The sequence below is a fragment of the Celeribacter baekdonensis genome (genome assembly GCF_003047105.1).
GTDB lineage: Bacteria > Pseudomonadota > Alphaproteobacteria > Rhodobacterales > Rhodobacteraceae > Celeribacter > Celeribacter baekdonensis_B.
On record NZ_CP028475.1, the window covers coordinates 2,577,106 to 2,595,990 of the forward strand.

Sequence of the window (18,885 nt, forward strand, 5' to 3'; positions counted from 1 at the left end):
TGCTGAGAAATCAGCCTTGCTGACCAATTGAGACCAAGAGGGCGACGGGCGCAAGGCCCAGAGATGTGACCTGAGATCAGACACGAAAGGCCAACCATGACCCAACCGCACCTGTTTTCCTTCGGCCATGGCTACAGTGCCCAGGCCCTTGCGCGCCGTCTCTTGCCTCAAGGTTGGGCGATCACTGGCACCACCCGTAGCGCAAACAAGGCACAAGAATTTGACAGCGCAGGTGTGGCCCCGCTGGTGCTTGGACAAGACCCGATTTTACCACGCCTGTCCCAAGCCACCCACCTTTTGATCTCCGCCGCGCCCGGCCCTGACGGTGACCCAATGTTGCACCATTATCGAGAAGCCTTGGTGGAAGCTGCACCACATTTAACGTGGGTTGGGTATCTGTCGACCACCGGCGTTTACGGTGATCACGGCGGGGATTGGGTGACAGAGGAAACGGCCCTCACCCCCGCCACAAAACGCGGGATCGCTCGGGTCGAAGCCGAGGCCGCTTGGCAGTCTTTTACGCGGGATTTGGGTCTTAATCTGTCGATTTTCCGCCTTGCTGGCATCTATGGGCCTGGGCGCGGTCCGTTTGCCAAAGTCCGTTCTGGCAAAGCCCGACGGATCATCAAGCCAGGTCAGATTTTTTCCCGCATCCACGTTGAAGACATTGCCCAAGTGGTTGAGGCCGCGATCCATAGACCCGAACTCAGCGGCATTTACAATGTCTGCGATGATCTCCCCGTGCCGCCGCAAGACGTAATCGGCTATGCGGCCGAACTTTTAGGTCTGCCTTTGCCACCAGAAGAAGATTTTGCAACCGCCGACATGACGCCGATGGCGCGCAGCTTTTATGCCGAGAGCAAAAAGGTCAGCAATGAAAAGATGAAGCGCGATCTCAGCGTGAACTTGATCTATCCCGATTACAAAACCGGCCTAAAGGCGCTTTTAAAGCTGGATCAGTGACTGTTTTTCCAGTTTCGGCGATGGTCAAGAACCGTAACTGCATAAAGAATGACGCCTGCAAAGGTGAGCACAGCACCGACATAGCCTGACGAGGGAAACCCATACCCTTTGGCAATAAAAATCGAAGCTGCAAAGGGCCCCAAGGCATTGGCAGCGTTAAAGGCCGCATGGTGCAACGAGGCGGCAAGCGACTGTGCGTCGCGCGCGACATCCATCAGCCGGGTCTGGAGCAAGATCGGATACCCGTTCGCGATGCCCATGACGAGCACCAGCACCGCCATCGCATAGACTTGATCAGCAACCAGCGGGTAGATCAGCAGCAACGCAATGTTGATGAACAAGGTTGTGAAGACCGAAAAATTGAGCGCTCGGTCCGCCGCCCATCCGGCCAACAGCGCACCAATTGTCATCCCTGTGCCCATCAAAGCGAGGTAAAGTGGAATGCTACCATCTGAAACATGGGTGACGTCGATCAGCGTCGACGCCAAATAGGTATAAAAGGCGAAAAAGCCACCAAACCCAATGGCTCCGCTCAAAAGTGTCAAAAGCACCTGACGATTTTTCAGCGCGTCCAACTCGCTCAAGGCGTTGGAGCCCGTGCCAATCTCAGTTTTCGGAGCAAAGATCAGGATCATCAGGGCCGTGATCGCCGCCAAAACCCCAACCAGAGCAAAAGCCCAGCGCCAACCGATCGTTTGCCCCAGCACATTCGCAACCGGGACCCCCACGACCGTCGCGACGGTCAGCCCCAACATGAGCCGCGCCACTGCTTTGCCGCGATTTTTCGGACCTGCCAAAGACGCCGCCATAAGCGCCGCAACACCAAAGTAGGCACCATGCGGCACACCGCTGAGAAACCGCGCGATCAACATCATCGGATAATTGGCAGCCAAAGCAGACAGAATATGCGCCAGACAAAAGGCGACCATAAGCCCGATGAGCAAAAGCCGCCGTTCAATCCGTGCCGCCGCCACAGCGATCAAAGGCGCGCCGACAACCACGCCCAGAGCATAGGCCGAAATCAACCGACTTGCCGTGGCTTCTGTGATGTCCAACCCCTCTGCCAAAAACGGCAAAAGGCTCATCGAGGCAAATTCTGTCGTCCCGATCGCAAACCCGCCCATCGCGAGCGCAAAAATGACGATCCCCGGTCGCGTACCGGAAGGGGCGTAGGAGGCGATTGCCATGGTATGAGATCCTGAACTGAGAGTGTGCGTCACACTTCCCCTATTCGGCCCTGTGGTTCAACAAGAAGGACGCAATGCTTTGCTCATAGCCGCTTTGCAATTCTGGTAAGGCAGCACTTTAGGCGCGTTTGCTCGACAGATCGGTCACACCAAGAGCGGACAAGACTTTGGCTTCAATGTCGGGCGTGTTGAGACCCGCCATGGCATACATCGCCTCAGGGCTTGCCTGATCAATGAACGTGTCCGGCAAAGTCATTGAGCGGAATTTGAGACCCCGATCAAACAGACCCTCATTGGCCAGAAAATCGGCCACGTGTGAGCCAAATCCACCGACAGCGCCCTCTTCAAGCGTGATCAGAGCTTCGTGGTTTGCAGCCAGATCGCGGATCAGATCATGGTCCAGCGGCTTGGCAAAGCGCGCGTCGGCCACAGTACAAGAGATGCCCTTAGCGGCGAGGTTTTCCGCCGCTTTTAGGCTGGATTCGAGACGTGTTCCAAACGACAAAAGCGCCACGCGTGTGCCCTCACGCACAACACGACCCTTGCCAATCTCAAGCGGCACACCGCGTTCGGGCATTTGAACCCCCACGCCTTCACCGCGCGGATAGCGGAACGCAATTGGCCCCGCATCATGGGCGGCAGCGGTGGCAACCATATGGACAAGCTCCGCCTCATCGGCGGCGGCCATCACCACCATGCCGGGCAGGTTGGCGAGAAACGCCACATCAAAAGAGCCCGCGTGCGTGGCCCCGTCAGCGCCCACAAGCCCTGCGCGATCAATGGCAAAGCGCACAGGCAGGCGTTGGATCGCAACATCATGGACGACCTGATCATAGCCACGCTGAAGGAAGGTCGAATACATCGTGCAAAATGGTTTCATCCCGCCCGCTGCAAGACCGGCGCAAAAGGTCACGCCATGCTGTTCGGCAATGCCCACGTCAAAACAGCGGCTCGGGAAGCGTTCCGCAAAGAGGTTCAACCCCGTCCCATCCGGCATCGCCGCCGTGACGGCGACGATTTTGTCCTCAAACCCGGCCTCTTGGATCAGCGCTTTGGCAAACACAGAGGTGTAGGACGGCGCATTGGATTTCGCCTTTTTCTGTTCGCCGGTGACCATGTCGAATTTGCCGGTGGCATGACCTTTGTCGGGCCGCCCCTCGGCCGGGGCATAACCTTTGCCTTTTTGAGTGATTGCATGGATCAAGATCGGTCCAGTGGCACGCGCTTTCACGGTCCGCAAGACAGAGAGGAGTTGATCCAAATCGTGGCCGTCAATCGGCCCGACATAAGAAAATCCCAGCTCTTCAAACAAGGTGCCACCGACAGTCATGCCCTTGAGCATTTCCTTGGCGCGTTTGGCCCCCTCTTGGAACGGATGCGGCAAAAGCGATACGGCCCCTTTGGCTGCGGCCTTGAGCTCTTGAAACGGTGCGCCCGCATAGAGACGGGTCAGGTAGGACGACAGCGCGCCTGTCGGCGGTGCAATCGACATTTCATTGTCGTTGAGGATCACGATCAACCGTTTGCCCAAATGGCCCGCGTTGTTCATGGCCTCAAAAGCCATACCAGCGGACATCGAGCCATCTCCGATCACCGCAATCGCATCACCGATGCCATTCTCGGGCGCTCCGCCCAGATCCCGCGCCACGGCAAAGCCCAAAGCGGCAGAAATCGAGGTCGAGCTATGCGCCGCACCGAACGGGTCATAGGGGCTTTCCGAGCGCTTGGTGAAACCGGACAGGCCACCTTCGGTCCGTAAAGTACGGATACGATCACGACGCCCGGTGAGGATTTTATGCGGGTAGCATTGGTGCGAGACATCCCAAATCAGGCGATCTTTTGGCGCATCAAATACCGCATGAAGCGCCACGGTCAACTCGACCACGCCCAGCCCAGCACCCAAATGCCCACCCGTCACGGAGACGGCGGAAATGGTCTCCTGCCGCAACTCATGCGCCAGACGCTTTAGCTCCGGATCTGAGAGGGCCTTGAGATCGGCCGGAACATGAACACGGTCTAGGGTCGGTGTGGCTGGACGGTCAGACATAGCGTCTCGCTTTCTCAGGTTTCCCGCGAAATAACGAAGCGGGCAAGGTCTCGCAAGGGTTCGGCGCGGCTTCCATAGGGGCTCAATGCCGCACAGGCTTGCTCCACAAGGCGTTCGGCACGGGCTTTGGCCTCCTCAAGACCAAGCAGCGACACGAATGTGGCTTTGCCAGCCTCGGCATCTTTGCCCACGGCTTTGCCGGTTTTGGCAACATCGCCCTCTATATCTAGGATGTCATCATGGATTTGAAAGGCAAGTCCCAGCGCCGATGCATAGGCACGCAGTGGCGTAGGATCGGCCCCCCAAGGATGGCCCCGGCGCAAGCGGACCACTCAATCAGCGCACCGGTTTTATGCCCCTGAAGCTCGGTGATCTGCGCCAGATCAAGCGGTGTCTCTGAGGTCTCAGCCGCGATATCTTGGGCTTGGCCCAAAACCATGCCTTGAGCCCCGGATGATTTGGCCAAAGAGGCGATCAATTCGACCCGAACTTGGCTCGAAACGGCCATTTCAGGCCGAGTCAACAACTCGAACGCAAGAGTCTGAAGCGCATCGCCAACCAGCACAGCCGTCGCCTCGTCCCATCGTTTATGCACCGTTGGCTGACCCCGGCGCAGGTCGTCGTCGTCCATACACGGCAGGTCATCATGCACAAGACTATAGGCATGCAGCGCCTCAATCGCGGCGGCGGCCCAAACGGAGTGTTCAGCCGATACCCCATGAAGGGTCGCGCCCTCCATAACCAAAAACGCCCGCAACCGCTTGCCACCGTTTAAGGCATAGCGCATCCCCTCCTCGACCGGCATGGACCCAAGCGGGGCCAAAGCCGTCTCAAGACAGGCCGCAACAGCCGCTTTGCAGCGTGCGAGATCGTCTTGCATCAGAGGCCTTCGACTTTCGTGGTGCCAGCGGCGGTGCCATCAGGACCAACAGTGATCTTTTCGACCTTTTCCTCGGCTTCTTTCAGCTTGGTCTCGCAATGCGCTTTCAAAGCAGCACCGCGCTCATAGAGTTTGATGCTGTCTTCCAACGCAACATCACCATGTTCCAGCTTGCCGACAACCTGATCAAGTTCGGCCATAGCGGATTCAAAGGACATCTCGGATACTGGCGTTTCACTCATTTGATGTGCTCCCGATTGCTTTGTGACCTGCATATAGGGAAACCGCCCCAATTGACCAGTTCCCGTTTGGCTTTTGGCCTTATTCCGGGGTCAGCATATAGCCCGATCCGCGCACAGTTTGAAGGTAACGCGGTTGGCGTGGATCATCCTCGATCTTGCGTCTCAGGCGGGTGATTTGCACATCAACGGCGCGCTCTTGCGCTTGCCCACCATCGCGCCCAAGCCGTTCAACCAAATCATTGCGCGTTACGGGTTCTGCGGGGGCCGCGGCAAAAATCCGCATGAGTTGAGATTCGGTCGCGGTCAAACGCACGATCTGATCCCCTTCCCAAAGCTCCCCGCGCTCCACATCATAGCGAAACCGGCCCAAATGAATATATTTCGGCGCTGTTTCAATCTCTTCGATCTGAGGCATCCGACGCAGAACCGCATTGATCCGCAACAGCAGTTCTTTCGGCTCAAATGGCTTTGGCAAATAATCATCCGCCCCCGCCTCAAGCCCGGCAATGCGGTCTTCGGTTTCACCTTTTGCGGTCAAAAGCATGATCGGCGTGGCGATTTTACTGCGCAGATCGCGGGTCAGACTGATCCCGTCTTCGCCGGGCATCATCACATCCAAAACGATCAAATCGAATTCAAGCCCCGCAAGCAATCGCCGCGCATGAGCAGCATCGCGCGCGGCGGTCACGCAAAAGCCATGACGGATCAGAAACTTTTGCAAAAGCCCCCGGATCCGTTCATCGTCGTCCACGATCAAAAGGTGAATTTCACCACTCACCCTTTGTCCTCCTTCGTTGCCATGGCATTAAAATATGCGGCCTGATCTGGGTCCATCATTGCCTCAAGTACGCGCCTAAAGCCAGCAACGGCTTCGTGTCCCGCCTCGCGGTAGGCCACGCGCATCCGGGCGCGCTGCGCTTCTGACAGCTCCGCCTCCAACGCCTTGCCGCTGTCCGACAGGTAGAGATGACGTTCACGTTTATCCTGAACCCCCACCCGGCTTTCGACCAAACCGTCCTCAATCAACGCCCGCAGAACACGGTTCAAAGATTGTTTGGTCACCCCAAGAATGCCAAGCAAGTTGTTCACATTGGTCCCTGGCGCGCGGCTGATAAAATGGATCGCCCGATGATGGGCACGACCATAGCCGTATTTCTCCAAAATGCGATCCGGGTCGGCGGTAAAGCCACGATAGGCAAAGAACATGGCTTCGATCCCTTTTCGAAGCTGCTCATCTGTCAGAAACAAAAGGGCTTGTCCGCCCTTTGTCCCGCCTGCTTTGCCGTCCGCCATGTCATGTCCCGTTCAAAAATTGCGTATTTTGAAGTCACTTTAAGTCAGTGTTGTTGACATTCCAAGTTTGAATTGATAGCGAAACCGGGATTTCGCGCAACAATAAGTCCTCAAAGAGACCTTATTGCGCAACTATCGTGAACTCAAGCGGCGGATAAAAGGGAGGCACCTCATGGCAGGAAGCTACGAAGACCGGGACGGCAAAATCTGGATGGACGGTGGACTGGTCGATTGGCGAGATGCCAAGGTCCATATTCTGACCCATGCGATGCATTATGCCTCTTCGGTGTTTGAAGGTGAGCGCTGCTACAATGGCAAGATCTTCAAATCCGTCGAACATTCCGAGCGCCTTCTGCGCTCCGGCGCTTTGCTTGATATGCCGATCCCCTACACGGTCGCAGAGATCGAAGCGGCGAAATACGCCGTTCTTGAGGCCAATGGCTGGGACGACGCCTATGTTCGGGTGATCGCATGGCGTGGTGCGGGTGAGGACATGGGCGTGGCGTCGAACAAGAACCCCGTGCGCATGGCTGTCGCCGCGTGGGAATGGGGCGCGTATTATGGGGATGCGAAAATGAAGGGCGCTAAGCTCGACATCGCGAAATGGAAACGCCCCTCGCCAGAAACCATCCCGACCGCCGCGAAAGCCGCTGGCCTCTATATGATCTGCACCATGTCCAAACATGCCGCCGAAGCCAAAGGCTGTTCTGACGCGCTGTTTATGGATTATCGCGGCTATGTGGCCGAAGCGACAGGCGCAAACATCTTTTTCGTCAAAAACGGCGAAGTCCACACGCCGATCCCTGACGCGATCCTCAATGGCATCACCCGTCAGACCGTGATCGAGATGCTCAAACAAAAAGGCATCACCGTGCATGAGCGTCGCATCCTACCCGAAGAGCTCGACGGGTTCGAACAATGCTGGCTGACCGGAACCGCAGCGGAGGTCACGCCTGTCGGTCAAATCGGGGACTACACATTCGAAGTAGGCGCTTTGACGCGCGACATCGCGGAAAGCTACGAAATGCTGGTGCGCAGCTAAACTTAACCAAGAAATAAGGCCTTTCTGCCAATCTGTTTCTGAACGGATTGGCGGGAGGCGCTTGTGCCCAAAAAAGACACCATTGTTATTCTTCTGATCACGGTGTTCATCGTGACCCCGGCTATTCTTGCGCTTGGGGCTTATTTCGTCACGAAAAACCCCTCATTGCGCCCTCTTGGCATCACCGTTGAGCGCCTGACAGAGGCGGGTCAAATTGAAAACAAAAGCCTGATCGTCGCAGTGATCGACATCGGGACAGAGACAAAAGACCCGACAAGCAAACAGACCTACAAGCAAGCGATCGAAACAGCGTTTGATCGGCTAGAAACCGAGGCGAGTGTCAAATTTCGCTCTATACCGGGCAGCTCTCAAACAACGATCACTTATATTGTTGGCGAAAGTCGAATTGGACCTTTTCCTGTCTCACGCGCAGCCGAGGGCATTCTGGCCGCGGCTCAGGCAGAACGCATGATCGTGACTCAGCGGCGTGCTGTGGCAAAAGAGCAGGAGCGCAGAGAAAGCCTGTCCAAAAGTGCATTCTGGCAAAAAGTATTTGATTAAATTGAATCGGTTTTGCGCCGCCGTTCCGCACTCAATCCAAGAGCGCGCTCTCGCAAAATGATCGCAATTCCCGCAGCAATCACGATACTCGCGCCAATCAGCATCGGCAGTGTCGGCACCTCGCCAAAAACGGTATAGCCGATGATCAAGGCAAACAACATTGACGCATAATCAAACGGCGCAAGAAGCGATGCATCCGCATAGCGGTAACACGATGTCAGGCACACCTGCGCGATGCCGCCAATCAGACCGCCGAAAATGAGAAATGTTGCGACGATTGGGCTCGGCATCACCCAATCTGAGAAAGGAATGGTCAAAAGCCCCGCGAGAGTACAGGACGTAGAGAACCAAAAGACAATTGACGTCGTCGATTCACTGCGCACCATGTTGCGCACATGCAGTTGTACAATCGCGGCCAAACAGGCGCCACCAAGGGCAACCATCGCTCCCAATTGTTCAAGCGGATCGGGTGCGCCCTGCAACACAGTGATGCGCGGCAAAAGCACGACAATCACCCCGACAAGTCCGGCCAACACCGCAGAAAACCGAAACAGCCGGACATTTTCACCCGCAAACATCGCAGCAAAGATCACCAAAAGCAGTGGCGAGGCGTAACCGATGGCCGTCGCCTCCGGCAGCGGCAACAAAGCCAAGGCATAGAAATTCAAAAACATTGCGCTTGCGCCGATCATCCCACGCCAAACATGCCCCATCGGAGATTTAACCCGAAGTCCCGCAGTGAATTCATGCCGTCGCGCAAGCCAGATAAAAATAATCGGCAAGGCAAAGAACGATCGGAAAAACACCGCCTCGCCCGGCGGCACCTCATCGCTCGCAGCTTTGATCAGTGCAGCCATAATGACAAAGCAAAATACCGAAGCGAGTTTGAGGGCAATGCCTCGAAAGGGGGTCATAAAAGGGATTCCGCGCGCTGATCAGACCACTAAACAGTTTCACGCTCAGCCAAGCCGCGCAACGGCCCATCGCGCTGCGTCGCGCACGGTGGCATCGGCATCTTCGCACAACGCTCGCGCGATGGGTTCAAGATCGGTCACACCCGAATTGCCAATCGCATAAAGCACGTTGCGAACAAAGCGGTCGCGTCCAACCCGCTTGATCGGAGAGCCCGAAAACTTTGCACGGAACGCTGCATCGTCCAGCATCGCCAGATCACGTAAAGGCGGTGAAATGAGATCATCCCGAGCCGCATAACGCAGCTCCTTCGCTGTGACCGCGAACTTATTCCACGGACAGGCCGCGAGACAATCGTCACAGCCATAAATTCGATTGCCCATCTTTTCGCGTAGTTCAAGGTCTACCGGCCCATGATGTTCGATCGTCAGATACGAAATGCACCGTCGCGCATCGAGTTGAAACGGCGCCGGAAAGGCCTGAGTCGGACAGGCATCCAAACAGGACCGACAAGACCCACAATGGTCTTTTTCTGCTGGATCAGGGTCGAAACTATGAGTTGTAAAGATCGCCCCAAGAAAGAACCAACTGCCCAAATCGCGCGCCAAAAGATTGGTGTGTTTGCCTTGCCAGCCCAGCCCTGCCTGAGCGGCAAGAGGCTTTTCCATCACCGGAGCGGTGTCGACAAACACCTTGATCTCCGTCCCCTCGCCCGCCTGCTCTATCAGCCACCGACCCAGTCGTTTGAGCCGCTTTTTGACCATGTCGTGATAATCGCGATTGCGGGCATAGACGGATATTGCGCCGGATTCGGGTCTGTTTACTGCCTTCATCGGGTCATCGTCAGGGGTGTAAACCTCGGCCAGCATGATCACCGATTTTGCCTCAGGCCAAAGGGCCGCCGGATCACCCCGCCACGCCATGCGCTCTTCCATCCACCCCATTTGACCGTGATGCCCCGCGTCCACAAAGGCTTTCAGCCGCTCCATGGCGCCGGGCAAATCAGGCCGGGCAAAACCCACCTTAGAAAACCCCTCCTCCAAGGCACGCGCGCGTACTGTTTCTTTGTCTAATCCAGCCACATTGCGCCCCTTTAGGGTCAGTTTTCCTTAGATCCGACCTTAGAAATCAAGGTCAGCATAATGGGACGGCGGCGGGAAACCGGGAACTTGGTCCGCCAAAAGCGACCGAAACGCGGGGCGCGATTTGATCTTTGCGTACCAATCCTTGACCACTTCATGCCGATTCCAATCAACGTCGGAAATATAGTCCAACGATGACAGATGCGCGGCCGCAGCAAAGTCGGCAAGCGTCATCGCATCACCGGCTAGCCAACGCCGACGCTCCAACAACCACGCCATGTAGTCCAAATGGTATTTAACCGCTTTCGCCCCGGATTTCACATTGGCGGACACCGGATAGCCGCCCTTCATCAACTTGCGATTGACCCGTTCGTACAAAAGATTTGCTGTCACCTCACTGTGAAACTTATCGTCGAACCATGCCACCAACCGCCGCACTTCGTAGCGACCATCGAGGTCTTTGGGCATCAAAGGCGGCGTTGGATAGCGCTCCTCTAAATATTCGCAAATCGGTGTGCTCTCTGCGAGGTGCATATCGTCGATCCGCAACACTGGAACCTTGCCAGCGGGATTGCGGCGCATGAAATCGGGGTCGCGTTCCCAATAGCGTTCTTCGACCAGCTCCACCTCAAGCCTTTTCTCCGCCAAGCAGAGACGCACCTTGCGGCAAAACGGGGAAAGGGGGACGTGAAAAAGTCGGATCATGTTCGCTACTCTTGTTTTCTTCTACTTGCCGCGATTGTGCCGTCAGTTCAATGGTCGAAACAAGCTGCGCGACCATCGCGGGATATTGTCGCGGCCCCATCGACGATCTGGGCGGCTCTCCGCCGAACAAATGGGCCAGGATTGCCCGCATTTCGATCTTTTGGTGCGGGCAAAACAGCCGCGAGTTGGGCCGACTGTTGCGCCGTGAGGGCCTCTGGGCCGACTCCAAAATAATGGCGCGCCGCAGCCTCTGCACCAAAGACGCCCGCATCAAATTCAGCAACATTGAGATAGACCTCAAGGATGCGCTTTTTGCTCCATGTCAGTTCAACGATGGGGGTAATGAGGGCCTCAAGCGCTTTGCGAGACCAACTCCGCCCATGCCATAAAAAGCTATTTTTGACCACTTGCTGTGTGATCGTCGAGGCCCCACGTTGCCCCCCGAGTCGATTGCGGCACGAATGGCGGTCAGGTCAAACCCCCAATGGGTACAAAAATTAGCATCCTCCGCAGCAACAACGGAGCGCGCAAGCGCCGGCGATATACGCTCGATCGGGGTCCATTGATAATCCACCGATGCGCCCTGACGGCCAGATTCGGCCATCATATAGGGTGTCGTCGGCACGGGAAGGACGGAATAGGCCAGAATCCACAGCACACCCACCCCCATGAACAGCGCCACCAATCGCAACACCCGCCGCCGAATGCGCCGAAACAGACCGGGACCGGAGGTGGTCGATTTTTTGGTCGATTTTTTCTGTGTCTTGCGTGCCATGCGAACGAGGAACCACGTGGGCCGTATAAAGGTCAAGTGATCGGATCGACAAAACGAAAAAAGCCCCCGAAACCGGGGGCTTTTCGCGAAGTTCGGGTCACATTCACTCGGCCGGGATCGCGCCTTTTTCAATGGCGAGCGGCACCGGCAAATGGATCAACATCTCTTTCGGGCAAATCTGAAGGAAATACCCTTTTTGCTCCTCCCAGTGGAGCAAAATGTCTTTGGCTTTCACCGATCCGGTTTCTGCAGCGTGACGTTCAACCAGACCTCTGAGCTGCGTTTCCCAATGATCGACAGTGACCGGACAGGTGACCAACGTCTCCATGTTGATGAGATCAAGCGCGAGCCCATCCGGGTCATAGAGATACGCCATGCCGCCGGTCATCCCTGCGCCAAAGTTTGCGCCAATAGAGCCCAGAATTACGGTCAAACCGCCGGTCATATACTCACACCCGTTGGAGCCGCAGCCTTCGATCACCGCCGTCGCGCCAGAGTTGCGCACAGCAAAACGTTCGCCTGCGCGACCCGCCGCAAAGAGATAACCGTCGGTTGCTCCGTAAAGAACGGTGTTGCCGATGATCGTATTCTCGGAGGCAACAAGCGGCGAATGCATTGGAGGGCGTACCACAACCGTGCCCCCCGAAAGACCTTTGCCGACATAATCGTTGGCGTCGCCCGATACCTCGATTTTCAGACCAGGTGCCGCAAAAGCGCCGAGGGACTGACCAGCAGATCCGGTGAGTTTCACCGTCAAATGATCCGGCTGAAGCGCATTGCGCATACCGAATTTCGACACGATATGCGACGAGGTGCGTGTGCCAATGGTCCGGTGCGTGTTTTGCACCGCGTAAGACAGCTGCATCTTTTCGCCATCATTCAAGAAACGCGCAGCGTCAGAAACGATTTGCGCATCAAGCGTATCAGGCACCGCATTGCGCGGTTTGGAGCGATCATAGACAATTTTGTCTGCGCCATCGACGGAGATCAAAAGCGGGTTGAGATCGAGATCATCAAGATGCGCTGCACCGCGAGAAACCTGCGTCAACAGATCCGCACGACCGATCACCTCATCCAGAGAACGCGCGCCAAGAGAGGCCAGCAATTCACGCACCTCTTGAGCATAGAAGGTGATGAGGTTCACAACCTTATCGGCATTGCCAGTAAACTTGCCGCGCAGGGCTTCGTCTTGGGTACACACACCCACCGGGCAGGTGTTCGACTGACACTGACGGACCATGATACAGCCCATCGCGATCAATGCGGCGGTGCCGATACCGTATTCCTCAGCACCCAGCATCGCGGCCATGACAATGTCACGCCCCGTCCGCAAACCGCCATCCGTGCGCAGCGTCACACGCTCGCGCAGATTGTTCATCGCCAAGACCTGATGCGCCTCGGTGAGGCCCATTTCCCACGGCAGGCCCGCGAATTTGATCGAGGTCGCAGGCGAGGCCCCCGTGCCACCGTTGTGACCGGAGATCAGGATGATGTCGGCTTTGGCTTTCGCCACACCTGCGGCAATCGTGCCAACGCCAGAAGACGCCACGAGTTTGACCGTGACCTTACAGCGCGGGTTGACCTGTTTGAGGTCATAGATGAGCTGTGCAAGGTCTTCGATCGAGTAGATGTCGTGGTGCGGTGGCGGCGAGATCAGCGTCACGCCTTTGGTCGAATGGCGCAGCTTGGCGATCAGGTCGGTGACCTTCATGCCGGGCAACTGACCACCCTCACCGGGTTTCGCCCCCTGAGCGACTTTGATCTCAAGCTCTTCACAGGCCAACAGGTATTCGACCGTGACGCCAAAGCGTCCCGACGCCACCTGTTTGATCTTGGCCGACGCGTTGTCACCATTGGGTTCCGGTGTGAAATCATCCGGGGATTCACCGCCCTCACCCGAGTCAGACTTCGCACCGATCCGGTTCATTGCGATCGAGAGCGTGCGGTGTGCCTCGGGAGACAAAGCCCCCAAAGACATGCCCGGCGTCACAAAGCGTTTGCGGATCGAGGTGATCGATTCGACCTCTTCGATCGGGACGGGTTTGCCCAGCGGTTTGAAATCCAACAGATCGCGCAGATGAATCGGCGGGTTGGATTTCATTTTCGCGGAATATTGTTTCCACATCTCATAGGAGGCACGGTCACAGGCCGATTGCAGCATATGCATCGACTGTGCTTCCCATGCATGGGTTTCGCCCGATTTACGCGCTTTGTAAAAGCCGCCGATCGGAAGCGTGTTGCCACCCAGCCAGCCTTGTTTGTGAACCGCCAAAAGTTTCTTTTGAATGCCCCCGATGCCAATGCCGGAAATCCGGCTGTGCATCCCCGGGAAGAACTCCGCACACAGGGCGCGAGACAGGCCCACGGCCTCAAAGTTCAAACCGCCGCGATAGGAGGAAATCACCGAAATCCCCATCTTGGCCATGATCTTCAACAGACCCGCGTCTACAGCGGCACGGTAGCGCAAAACCGCCTCGGACAAGGTGCAATCCAACAGGCCGCGATCAATACGGTCGGACAGGCTGTCCTCCGCGAGATAGGCGTTGACGATGGTCGCGCCGCAACCGATCAACACCGCAAAATAATGCGGGTCGATACATTCGGCGGAACGCACACCGAGCGAACAGAAGGTCCGCAGGCCCTTACGCGTCAGCCAGCTGTGCACCGCCGAGGTCGCAAGGATCATCGGCATGGCGACGTTCTCTTCGTTCTGCCCCTGATCGGACAGGATGATGTGACCACCACCGGAGCGCACGGCCTCTTCGGCCTCGGCGCGTATCCGATCCAACCCATCACGCAACGCGTTCGGGCCACCATCGACCGGGAAGGTACAGTCGATTTCCGTCATCGGCGCGTTGAAATGATCTTTCAGCGCATCGAATTGTGCGTTGCCAACGAACGGGCTTTCCAACACGAGAATCTCGGTCTGGGAGCTGTCCTCATCCAACACGTTTTTCAGGTTGCCAAAGCGGGTTTTGAGCGACATGACGCGGAATTCGCGCAAGCTGTCGATCGGCGGGTTGGTCACCTGAGAAAAGTTCTGCCGGAAGAAATGCGACAGCGGGCGGTACTTGGTCGAGAGCACGGCAGAGGGCGTGTCGTCGCCCATCGAGGCCAGTGCCTCTTTGCCGTCTTCGGCCATCGGCGCGAGGATTTGTTCCAGCTCTTCAATCGTGTAACCGGCTGCGATCTGACGTTTTTTCAACTCGGCGCCCGTGTAATACGCGGTCTCGGTGATGCCTGACAATTCATCTTCCAGATCATTGATTTTACCGACCCAGTCACCAAACGGACGGGCATTGGCCAAGCGATCCTTGATCTCAACGTCGTGGTACAATTTGCCCTCGGCCATATCGACAGCCAACAATTGCCCCGGCCCAAGCGCACCTTTTTCAACCACAGTGGCCTCATCGGTCGGCACCATGCCAACCTCGGAGCCCGCGATCACAAGCCCATCGCCCGTCACGACATAGCGCATCGGACGCAGCCCGTTGCGGTCAAGCCCGGCGCAAACCCAGCGGCCATCGGTCATCGCCAAAGCGGCCGGACCGTCCCAAGGCTCCATCACGGAGTTCACATAGGAATACATGTCGCGCCACGCCTGCGGCAGTTCTTCGGCATTTTTCGACCAAGCTTCGGGCACCAACATGGTTTTCGCCATCGGGGCCGAGCGGCCCGCACGCACCAGCACTTCGAACACCGCATCGAGAGCGGCGGAATCGGAGGCGCCTTGCGGGATGATCGGCTTGATGTCTTCGGCCATGTCGCCAAACGTTGTCGAGGCCATGCGGATTTCGTGCGACTTCATCCAGTTGGTGTTGCCGTTGATCGTGTTGATCTCACCGTTATGCGCCAACATGCGGAACGGCTGGGCCAACCACCACTGCGGGAACGTGTTGGTGGAATAGCGCTGGTGATAAATCGCAAAGGCGGATTCAAAGCGTTCGTCCATCAGGTCCGGGTAAAACACCGCAACCTGTTCGGCCAACATCATGCCTTTGTAGATGATTGAGCGGCAGGACAGCGAACAGATGTAGAGGCTGCTGACACCTGCGGCTTGGGCGGCTTTTTCGATCCGACGACGGATCACATAAAGCTCGCGCTCGAACGTCTCTTCATCCACACCTTTGGTGTTGGAAATGAGAATTTGCTCAATCTCAGGCCGTGTTGCATTGGCCTTTTCGCCCAAACATTCGGTGTTCACCGGAACGTGGCGCCAACCGTAAATGTAATAGCCCATGCGGAGCACTTCGCTCTCCACAATGGTCCGACAGGTTTCCTGAGCGCCAAAATCCGTGCGCGGCAAAAACACCTGACCCACAGCCAAAAGTTCGCCTTCGCGCGCTTCGTGGCCGGTCCGGCGGATTTGGTCACCAAAGAAATGATGCGGAATCTGAACGTGAATGCCTGCGCCATCGCCGGTTTTCCCGTCAGCGTCCACAGCACCGCGGTGCCAGATCGCTTTGAGCGCAGTGATGCCGTTTTCCACAACTTTGCGGGATTTGGAGCCATCAATCGACACCACAAGACCCACACCACAAGAAGAGTGTTCATCTTCTTCGCGGAACAGAGAATGCTCTGTCATCCACTGGCGCTTGGCCTCTTCGCGGCTGGCCCAGTCTTGGTCAAACTTCGTCATGTCAGATACCTTTCGGATAAAGGCGGGAGGGCGGACCCTCCTGAAAAACTAGGATTATTCGGCAGCCACAGAGACGGATTGGTCGATATACTCGATCATCGCATCCGCCGCTTCGCGCCCGTCACGGATCGCCCACACCACAAGGGAAGCGCCGCGTTGAATGTCACCACAGGCATAAACACCCGGAAGCGAGGTCACATGGGATTTGAAATCCGCCATGACAGTGCCCCAACGCGTGACATCAAGACCCTCTACGCCCCAAAGTGTGGGGAGGTCTTCGGGTTCGAAACCAAGCGCTTTGATCACCAGATCGGCGTCTTCGACGTAATCCGCGCCCTCAATCACTTCGGGCGATTGACGACCGGACGCATCAGGTTGGCCGAGGCGCATTTTCTGAACCATGACGCCCGAAACCGGATCGCCCGCAAAACCTTTCGGCGCGGAGAGCCAGACGAATTCGACGCCTTCTTCTTCGGCGTTTTGGGTTTCGCGTTGTGAACCCGGCATATTGGCGCGGTCACGACGATAGAGACATTTCACCGAAGTGGCCCCTTGGCGGATCGCGGTGCGGACACAGTCCATCGCGGTATCACCGCCGCCAATCACGACGACCTTTTTGCCCGCCGCGTTCAATTCACCGCTTAGATAATCCTCAACCTCATCACCAAAGGACACTTTGTTAGAGGCGGTGAGATAATCAAGCGCGCGCACGATCCCAGCGGAGCCAGACCCCGGACCTTTGAGATCGCGGGATTTGTAGACCCCGGTTGCGATCAGCACAGCATCATGTTTGCCCCGGATCGCATCAAAGGAAATATCTTCGCCGACATTACAGTTCAGCACGAATTCAACACCGCTGTCTTCGAGTTGTTTCACCCGACGCAGCACGATGTCTTTTTCAAGTTTGAAGCCCGGAATGCCGTACATCATCAGGCCGCCAGCACGATCAGAACGTTCGTAGACCGTCACCTTAAGACCCGCACGGCGCAGACGATCCGCAGCGGCAAGACCACCGGGGCCAGAGCCGATGATGCCGACGCTTTCCTCGCGCTCCACGGAGGGGGCGATCATTTCGACCCAACCGTTTTCCCACGCGGTATCGGTGATGTATTTCTCAACCGAGCCGATGGTCACTGTGCCATGGCCGGATTGTTCGATCACACAATTGCCTTCGCACAACCGGTCCTGCGGACAAATGCGACCGCAAATCTCCGGGAAGGTGTTGGTGGCCTGAGACAGTTCATAGGCCTCTTTCAACCGCCCAGTTGCGGTCAGGCGCAACCAATCCGGGATGTTGTTGTGAAGCGGGCAATGGCTTTGGCAATACGGCACACCGCATTGCGAACAGCGCGACGCCTGTTCTTCGGCCTTGGCCTCCACGAACTCGCCGTAGATTTCAAGGAAATCGTCTTTACGATCCTCCGCGTCCCGCTTGGATGGCATATCCCTGCCTACGGTCACGAATTTGAGCATCGGCTCTTTCGCCATGACACCACATCTCCGAATAGGTTGGTTGTGAGTTTGAGCTTAAATACAAGCAGTCTGAAAAAAAGAAAAGTCAGAAGTGCTGTCTTATTTTTCTTTTCTTTTGGGCCAACTGGTCAAAATTAAGGTCCCGACAGATGATTTTAGGTAATGCATGGTGACCTACATTCATCCTTCTTATTGATAACAAATGGGTTTACGCTGCCGCAAACCAGTCCAAAGGCGAACCTCCCATGTCTCTCTTTTACCTCCTCATTCTTGCGATTGTTCAAGGCATTACAGAGTTTTTGCCGATTTCATCGTCTGGCCACCTGATTCTCCTGCCCCACCTGCTCGGAGCACAAGACCAAGGTCAGGCGATTGATGTCGCGGTTCATGTTGGCACACTGGGCGCCGTCATCGTCTATTTTTGGCGCGATGTGCGCGAGGGCGTTTTAGGCCTTCCCAGACTCGTCACCGGACGCATCGACACCCCCGGATCGAAACTTGCTTTTCTCCTGCTCATCGCAACCATCCCTGTCGTCTTTCTTGGTCTTGTCCTGAAAGTCACCGGGCTGTCGGACCTGATGCGCTCCACCGCCGTGATTGGTTGGACCATGCTGATTTTTGGCATCGTTCTGTATTGGTTCGATCAAAAAGGCGCTGAGGAAAAAGAGGCGGGCGACTGGTCGATCAAAGACGCTGTGAAACTGGGCCTCTGGCAAGCGATCGCTTTGATACCCGGCACATCACGCTCCGGCATCACCATCACCGGCGCGCGCGCCATGGGGTACAAACGCGAAGACGCCGCAAAGATTTCGATGCTGATGTCGATCCCAACAATCATGGCCTCCGGCATCTTGTTGGGCGCGGAGGTTGTCGGGCAAGCGGATTGGGCGATGATGAAAGACGCGGCCATTGGCGCGGTCTTTGCATTTGGCGCCGCCATCCTTGCCCTGTCGCTGATGATGAAGCTTTTGAAATCCGTCAGCTTTACGCCCTATGTGATCTATCGTGTGATCTTGGGCGTGGTGCTTTTGGTGATCTCCTACAGCTAATCCAGCCCCGCGACCTGCCGCATAACACATGAAAA

At 56.5% G+C, this 18,885-nt stretch carries 14 protein-coding genes and 2 pseudogenes; 4 read left to right on the plus strand and 12 right to left on the minus strand.

Annotation, left to right across the window (positions count from 1 at the left end; all coding sequences use genetic code 11):
- Positions 1 to 96 precede the first annotated feature (96 nt).
- Entirely contained in the window at positions 97 to 963 is an 867-nt protein-coding gene (locus DA792_RS16310; RefSeq protein WP_107721137.1) for an SDR family oxidoreductase, read from the plus strand.
- Here DA792_RS16310 and DA792_RS16315 read toward each other — a convergent pair.
- The 6 genes and pseudogenes from DA792_RS16315 to DA792_RS16340 all read right to left on the minus strand — a co-directional run bounded on the left by DA792_RS16315 (position 957) and on the right by DA792_RS16340 (position 6,612).
- Entirely contained in the window at positions 957 to 2,150 is a 1,194-nt protein-coding gene (locus DA792_RS16315; RefSeq protein ID WP_107721141.1) for an MFS transporter, read from the minus strand. The genes DA792_RS16310 and DA792_RS16315 overlap by 7 nt on opposite strands.
- 118 nt (positions 2,151 to 2,268) lie before the next feature.
- Complete coding sequence (dxs, locus tag DA792_RS16320; RefSeq protein ID WP_107721144.1) at positions 2,269 to 4,197, minus strand: 1-deoxy-D-xylulose-5-phosphate synthase; 1,929 nt, start codon at positions 4,195 to 4,197, stop codon at positions 2,269 to 2,271.
- 14 nt (positions 4,198 to 4,211) lie between these two features.
- Positions 4,212 to 5,077, minus strand: a pseudogene (locus DA792_RS16325) (polyprenyl synthetase family protein).
- Positions 5,077 to 5,319, minus strand: a complete 243-nt coding sequence (locus DA792_RS16330; protein ID WP_040401827.1) for an exodeoxyribonuclease VII small subunit — start codon at positions 5,317 to 5,319, stop codon at positions 5,077 to 5,079. Before DA792_RS16330 ends, DA792_RS16325 begins: the two are co-directional and overlap by 1 nt.
- A 79-nt stretch (positions 5,320 to 5,398) precedes the next feature.
- Positions 5,399 to 6,097: a response regulator gene (locus DA792_RS16335; protein WP_009570301.1), complete on the minus strand. Its 699-nt coding sequence runs from the start codon at positions 6,095 to 6,097 to the stop codon at positions 5,399 to 5,401.
- A complete protein-coding gene (locus DA792_RS16340) occupies positions 6,094 to 6,612 on the minus strand; it encodes a MarR family winged helix-turn-helix transcriptional regulator (protein ID WP_107721147.1) in 519 nt (172 codons plus the stop codon). The genes DA792_RS16335 and DA792_RS16340 overlap by 4 nt, the downstream gene beginning before the upstream one ends.
- Positions 6,613 to 6,784: 172 nt before the next feature.
- Here DA792_RS16340 and DA792_RS16345 point away from each other — a divergent pair, with 172 nt between their 5' ends.
- Both DA792_RS16345 and DA792_RS16350 read left to right on the plus strand, forming a co-directional pair.
- Positions 6,785 to 7,654, plus strand: coding sequence for a branched-chain amino acid aminotransferase (locus tag DA792_RS16345; RefSeq protein ID WP_107721149.1), 870 nt, complete (start codon positions 6,785 to 6,787; stop codon positions 7,652 to 7,654).
- Between the two features lie 63 nt (positions 7,655 to 7,717).
- Positions 7,718 to 8,215: a hypothetical protein gene (locus tag DA792_RS16350; RefSeq protein WP_107721151.1), complete on the plus strand. Its 498-nt coding sequence runs from the start codon at positions 7,718 to 7,720 to the stop codon at positions 8,213 to 8,215.
- Here DA792_RS16350 and DA792_RS16355 read toward each other — a convergent pair.
- The 6 genes and pseudogenes from DA792_RS16355 to DA792_RS16380 all read right to left on the minus strand — a co-directional run bounded on the left by DA792_RS16355 (position 8,212) and on the right by DA792_RS16380 (position 17,816).
- On the minus strand, positions 8,212 to 9,129 hold the full coding sequence (locus tag DA792_RS16355) for a DMT family transporter (protein ID WP_107721153.1): 918 nt from the start codon (positions 9,127 to 9,129) through the stop codon (positions 8,212 to 8,214). The two genes, DA792_RS16350 and DA792_RS16355, sit on opposite strands and share 4 nt — an antisense overlap.
- 45 nt (positions 9,130 to 9,174) lie before the next feature.
- Complete coding sequence (queG, locus tag DA792_RS16360) at positions 9,175 to 10,209, minus strand: tRNA epoxyqueuosine(34) reductase QueG (protein ID WP_107721155.1); 1,035 nt, start codon at positions 10,207 to 10,209, stop codon at positions 9,175 to 9,177.
- A gap of 39 nt (positions 10,210 to 10,248) precedes the next feature.
- Entirely contained in the window at positions 10,249 to 10,914 is a 666-nt protein-coding gene (gene fzlA, locus DA792_RS16365) for an FtsZ-binding protein FzlA (RefSeq protein ID WP_107721157.1), read from the minus strand.
- Between the two features lie 47 nt (positions 10,915 to 10,961).
- Positions 10,962 to 11,689, minus strand: a pseudogene (gene mtgA / locus DA792_RS16370) (monofunctional biosynthetic peptidoglycan transglycosylase).
- A 103-nt stretch (positions 11,690 to 11,792) separates the two neighbouring features.
- Positions 11,793 to 16,328 (minus strand): glutamate synthase large subunit, encoded by a 4,536-nt coding sequence (gene gltB / locus DA792_RS16375; protein WP_107721159.1) that lies wholly within the window; start codon positions 16,326 to 16,328, stop codon positions 11,793 to 11,795.
- Positions 16,329 to 16,382: 54 nt separating this feature from the next.
- Positions 16,383 to 17,816, minus strand: coding sequence for an NAD(P)-dependent oxidoreductase (locus DA792_RS16380; RefSeq protein WP_107721162.1), 1,434 nt, complete (start codon positions 17,814 to 17,816; stop codon positions 16,383 to 16,385).
- Between the two features lie 230 nt (positions 17,817 to 18,046).
- On the opposite strand from DA792_RS16380, the gene DA792_RS16385 reads away from it, so the two are divergent.
- Complete coding sequence (locus DA792_RS16385; RefSeq protein ID WP_107721164.1) at positions 18,047 to 18,850, plus strand: undecaprenyl-diphosphate phosphatase; 804 nt, start codon at positions 18,047 to 18,049, stop codon at positions 18,848 to 18,850.
- The last annotated feature ends 35 nt before the right edge of the window (positions 18,851 to 18,885 follow it).

Coding starts and splice junctions, on each gene's coding strand:
- DA792_RS16310 (WP_107721137.1), top strand. CDS start 97: ATGACCCAACCGCACCTGTTTTCCTTCGGCCATGGCTACAGTGCCCAG.
- DA792_RS16315 (WP_107721141.1), bottom strand. CDS start 2,150: ATGGCAATCGCCTCCTACGCCCCTTCCGGTACGCGACCGGGGATCGTC.
- dxs (WP_107721144.1), bottom strand. CDS start 4,197: ATGTCTGACCGTCCAGCCACACCGACCCTAGACCGTGTTCATGTTCCG.
- DA792_RS16330 (WP_040401827.1), bottom strand. CDS start 5,319: ATGAGTGAAACGCCAGTATCCGAGATGTCCTTTGAATCCGCTATGGCC.
- DA792_RS16340 (WP_107721147.1), bottom strand. CDS start 6,612: ATGGCGGACGGCAAAGCAGGCGGGACAAAGGGCGGACAAGCCCTTTTG.
- DA792_RS16345 (WP_107721149.1), top strand. CDS start 6,785: ATGGCAGGAAGCTACGAAGACCGGGACGGCAAAATCTGGATGGACGGT.
- DA792_RS16355 (WP_107721153.1), bottom strand. CDS start 9,129: ATGACCCCCTTTCGAGGCATTGCCCTCAAACTCGCTTCGGTATTTTGC.
- fzlA (WP_107721157.1), bottom strand. CDS start 10,914: ATGATCCGACTTTTTCACGTCCCCCTTTCCCCGTTTTGCCGCAAGGTG.
- gltB (WP_107721159.1), bottom strand. CDS start 16,328: ATGACGAAGTTTGACCAAGACTGGGCCAGCCGCGAAGAGGCCAAGCGC.
- DA792_RS16380 (WP_107721162.1), bottom strand. CDS start 17,816: ATGGCGAAAGAGCCGATGCTCAAATTCGTGACCGTAGGCAGGGATATG.
- DA792_RS16385 (WP_107721164.1), top strand. CDS start 18,047: ATGTCTCTCTTTTACCTCCTCATTCTTGCGATTGTTCAAGGCATTACA.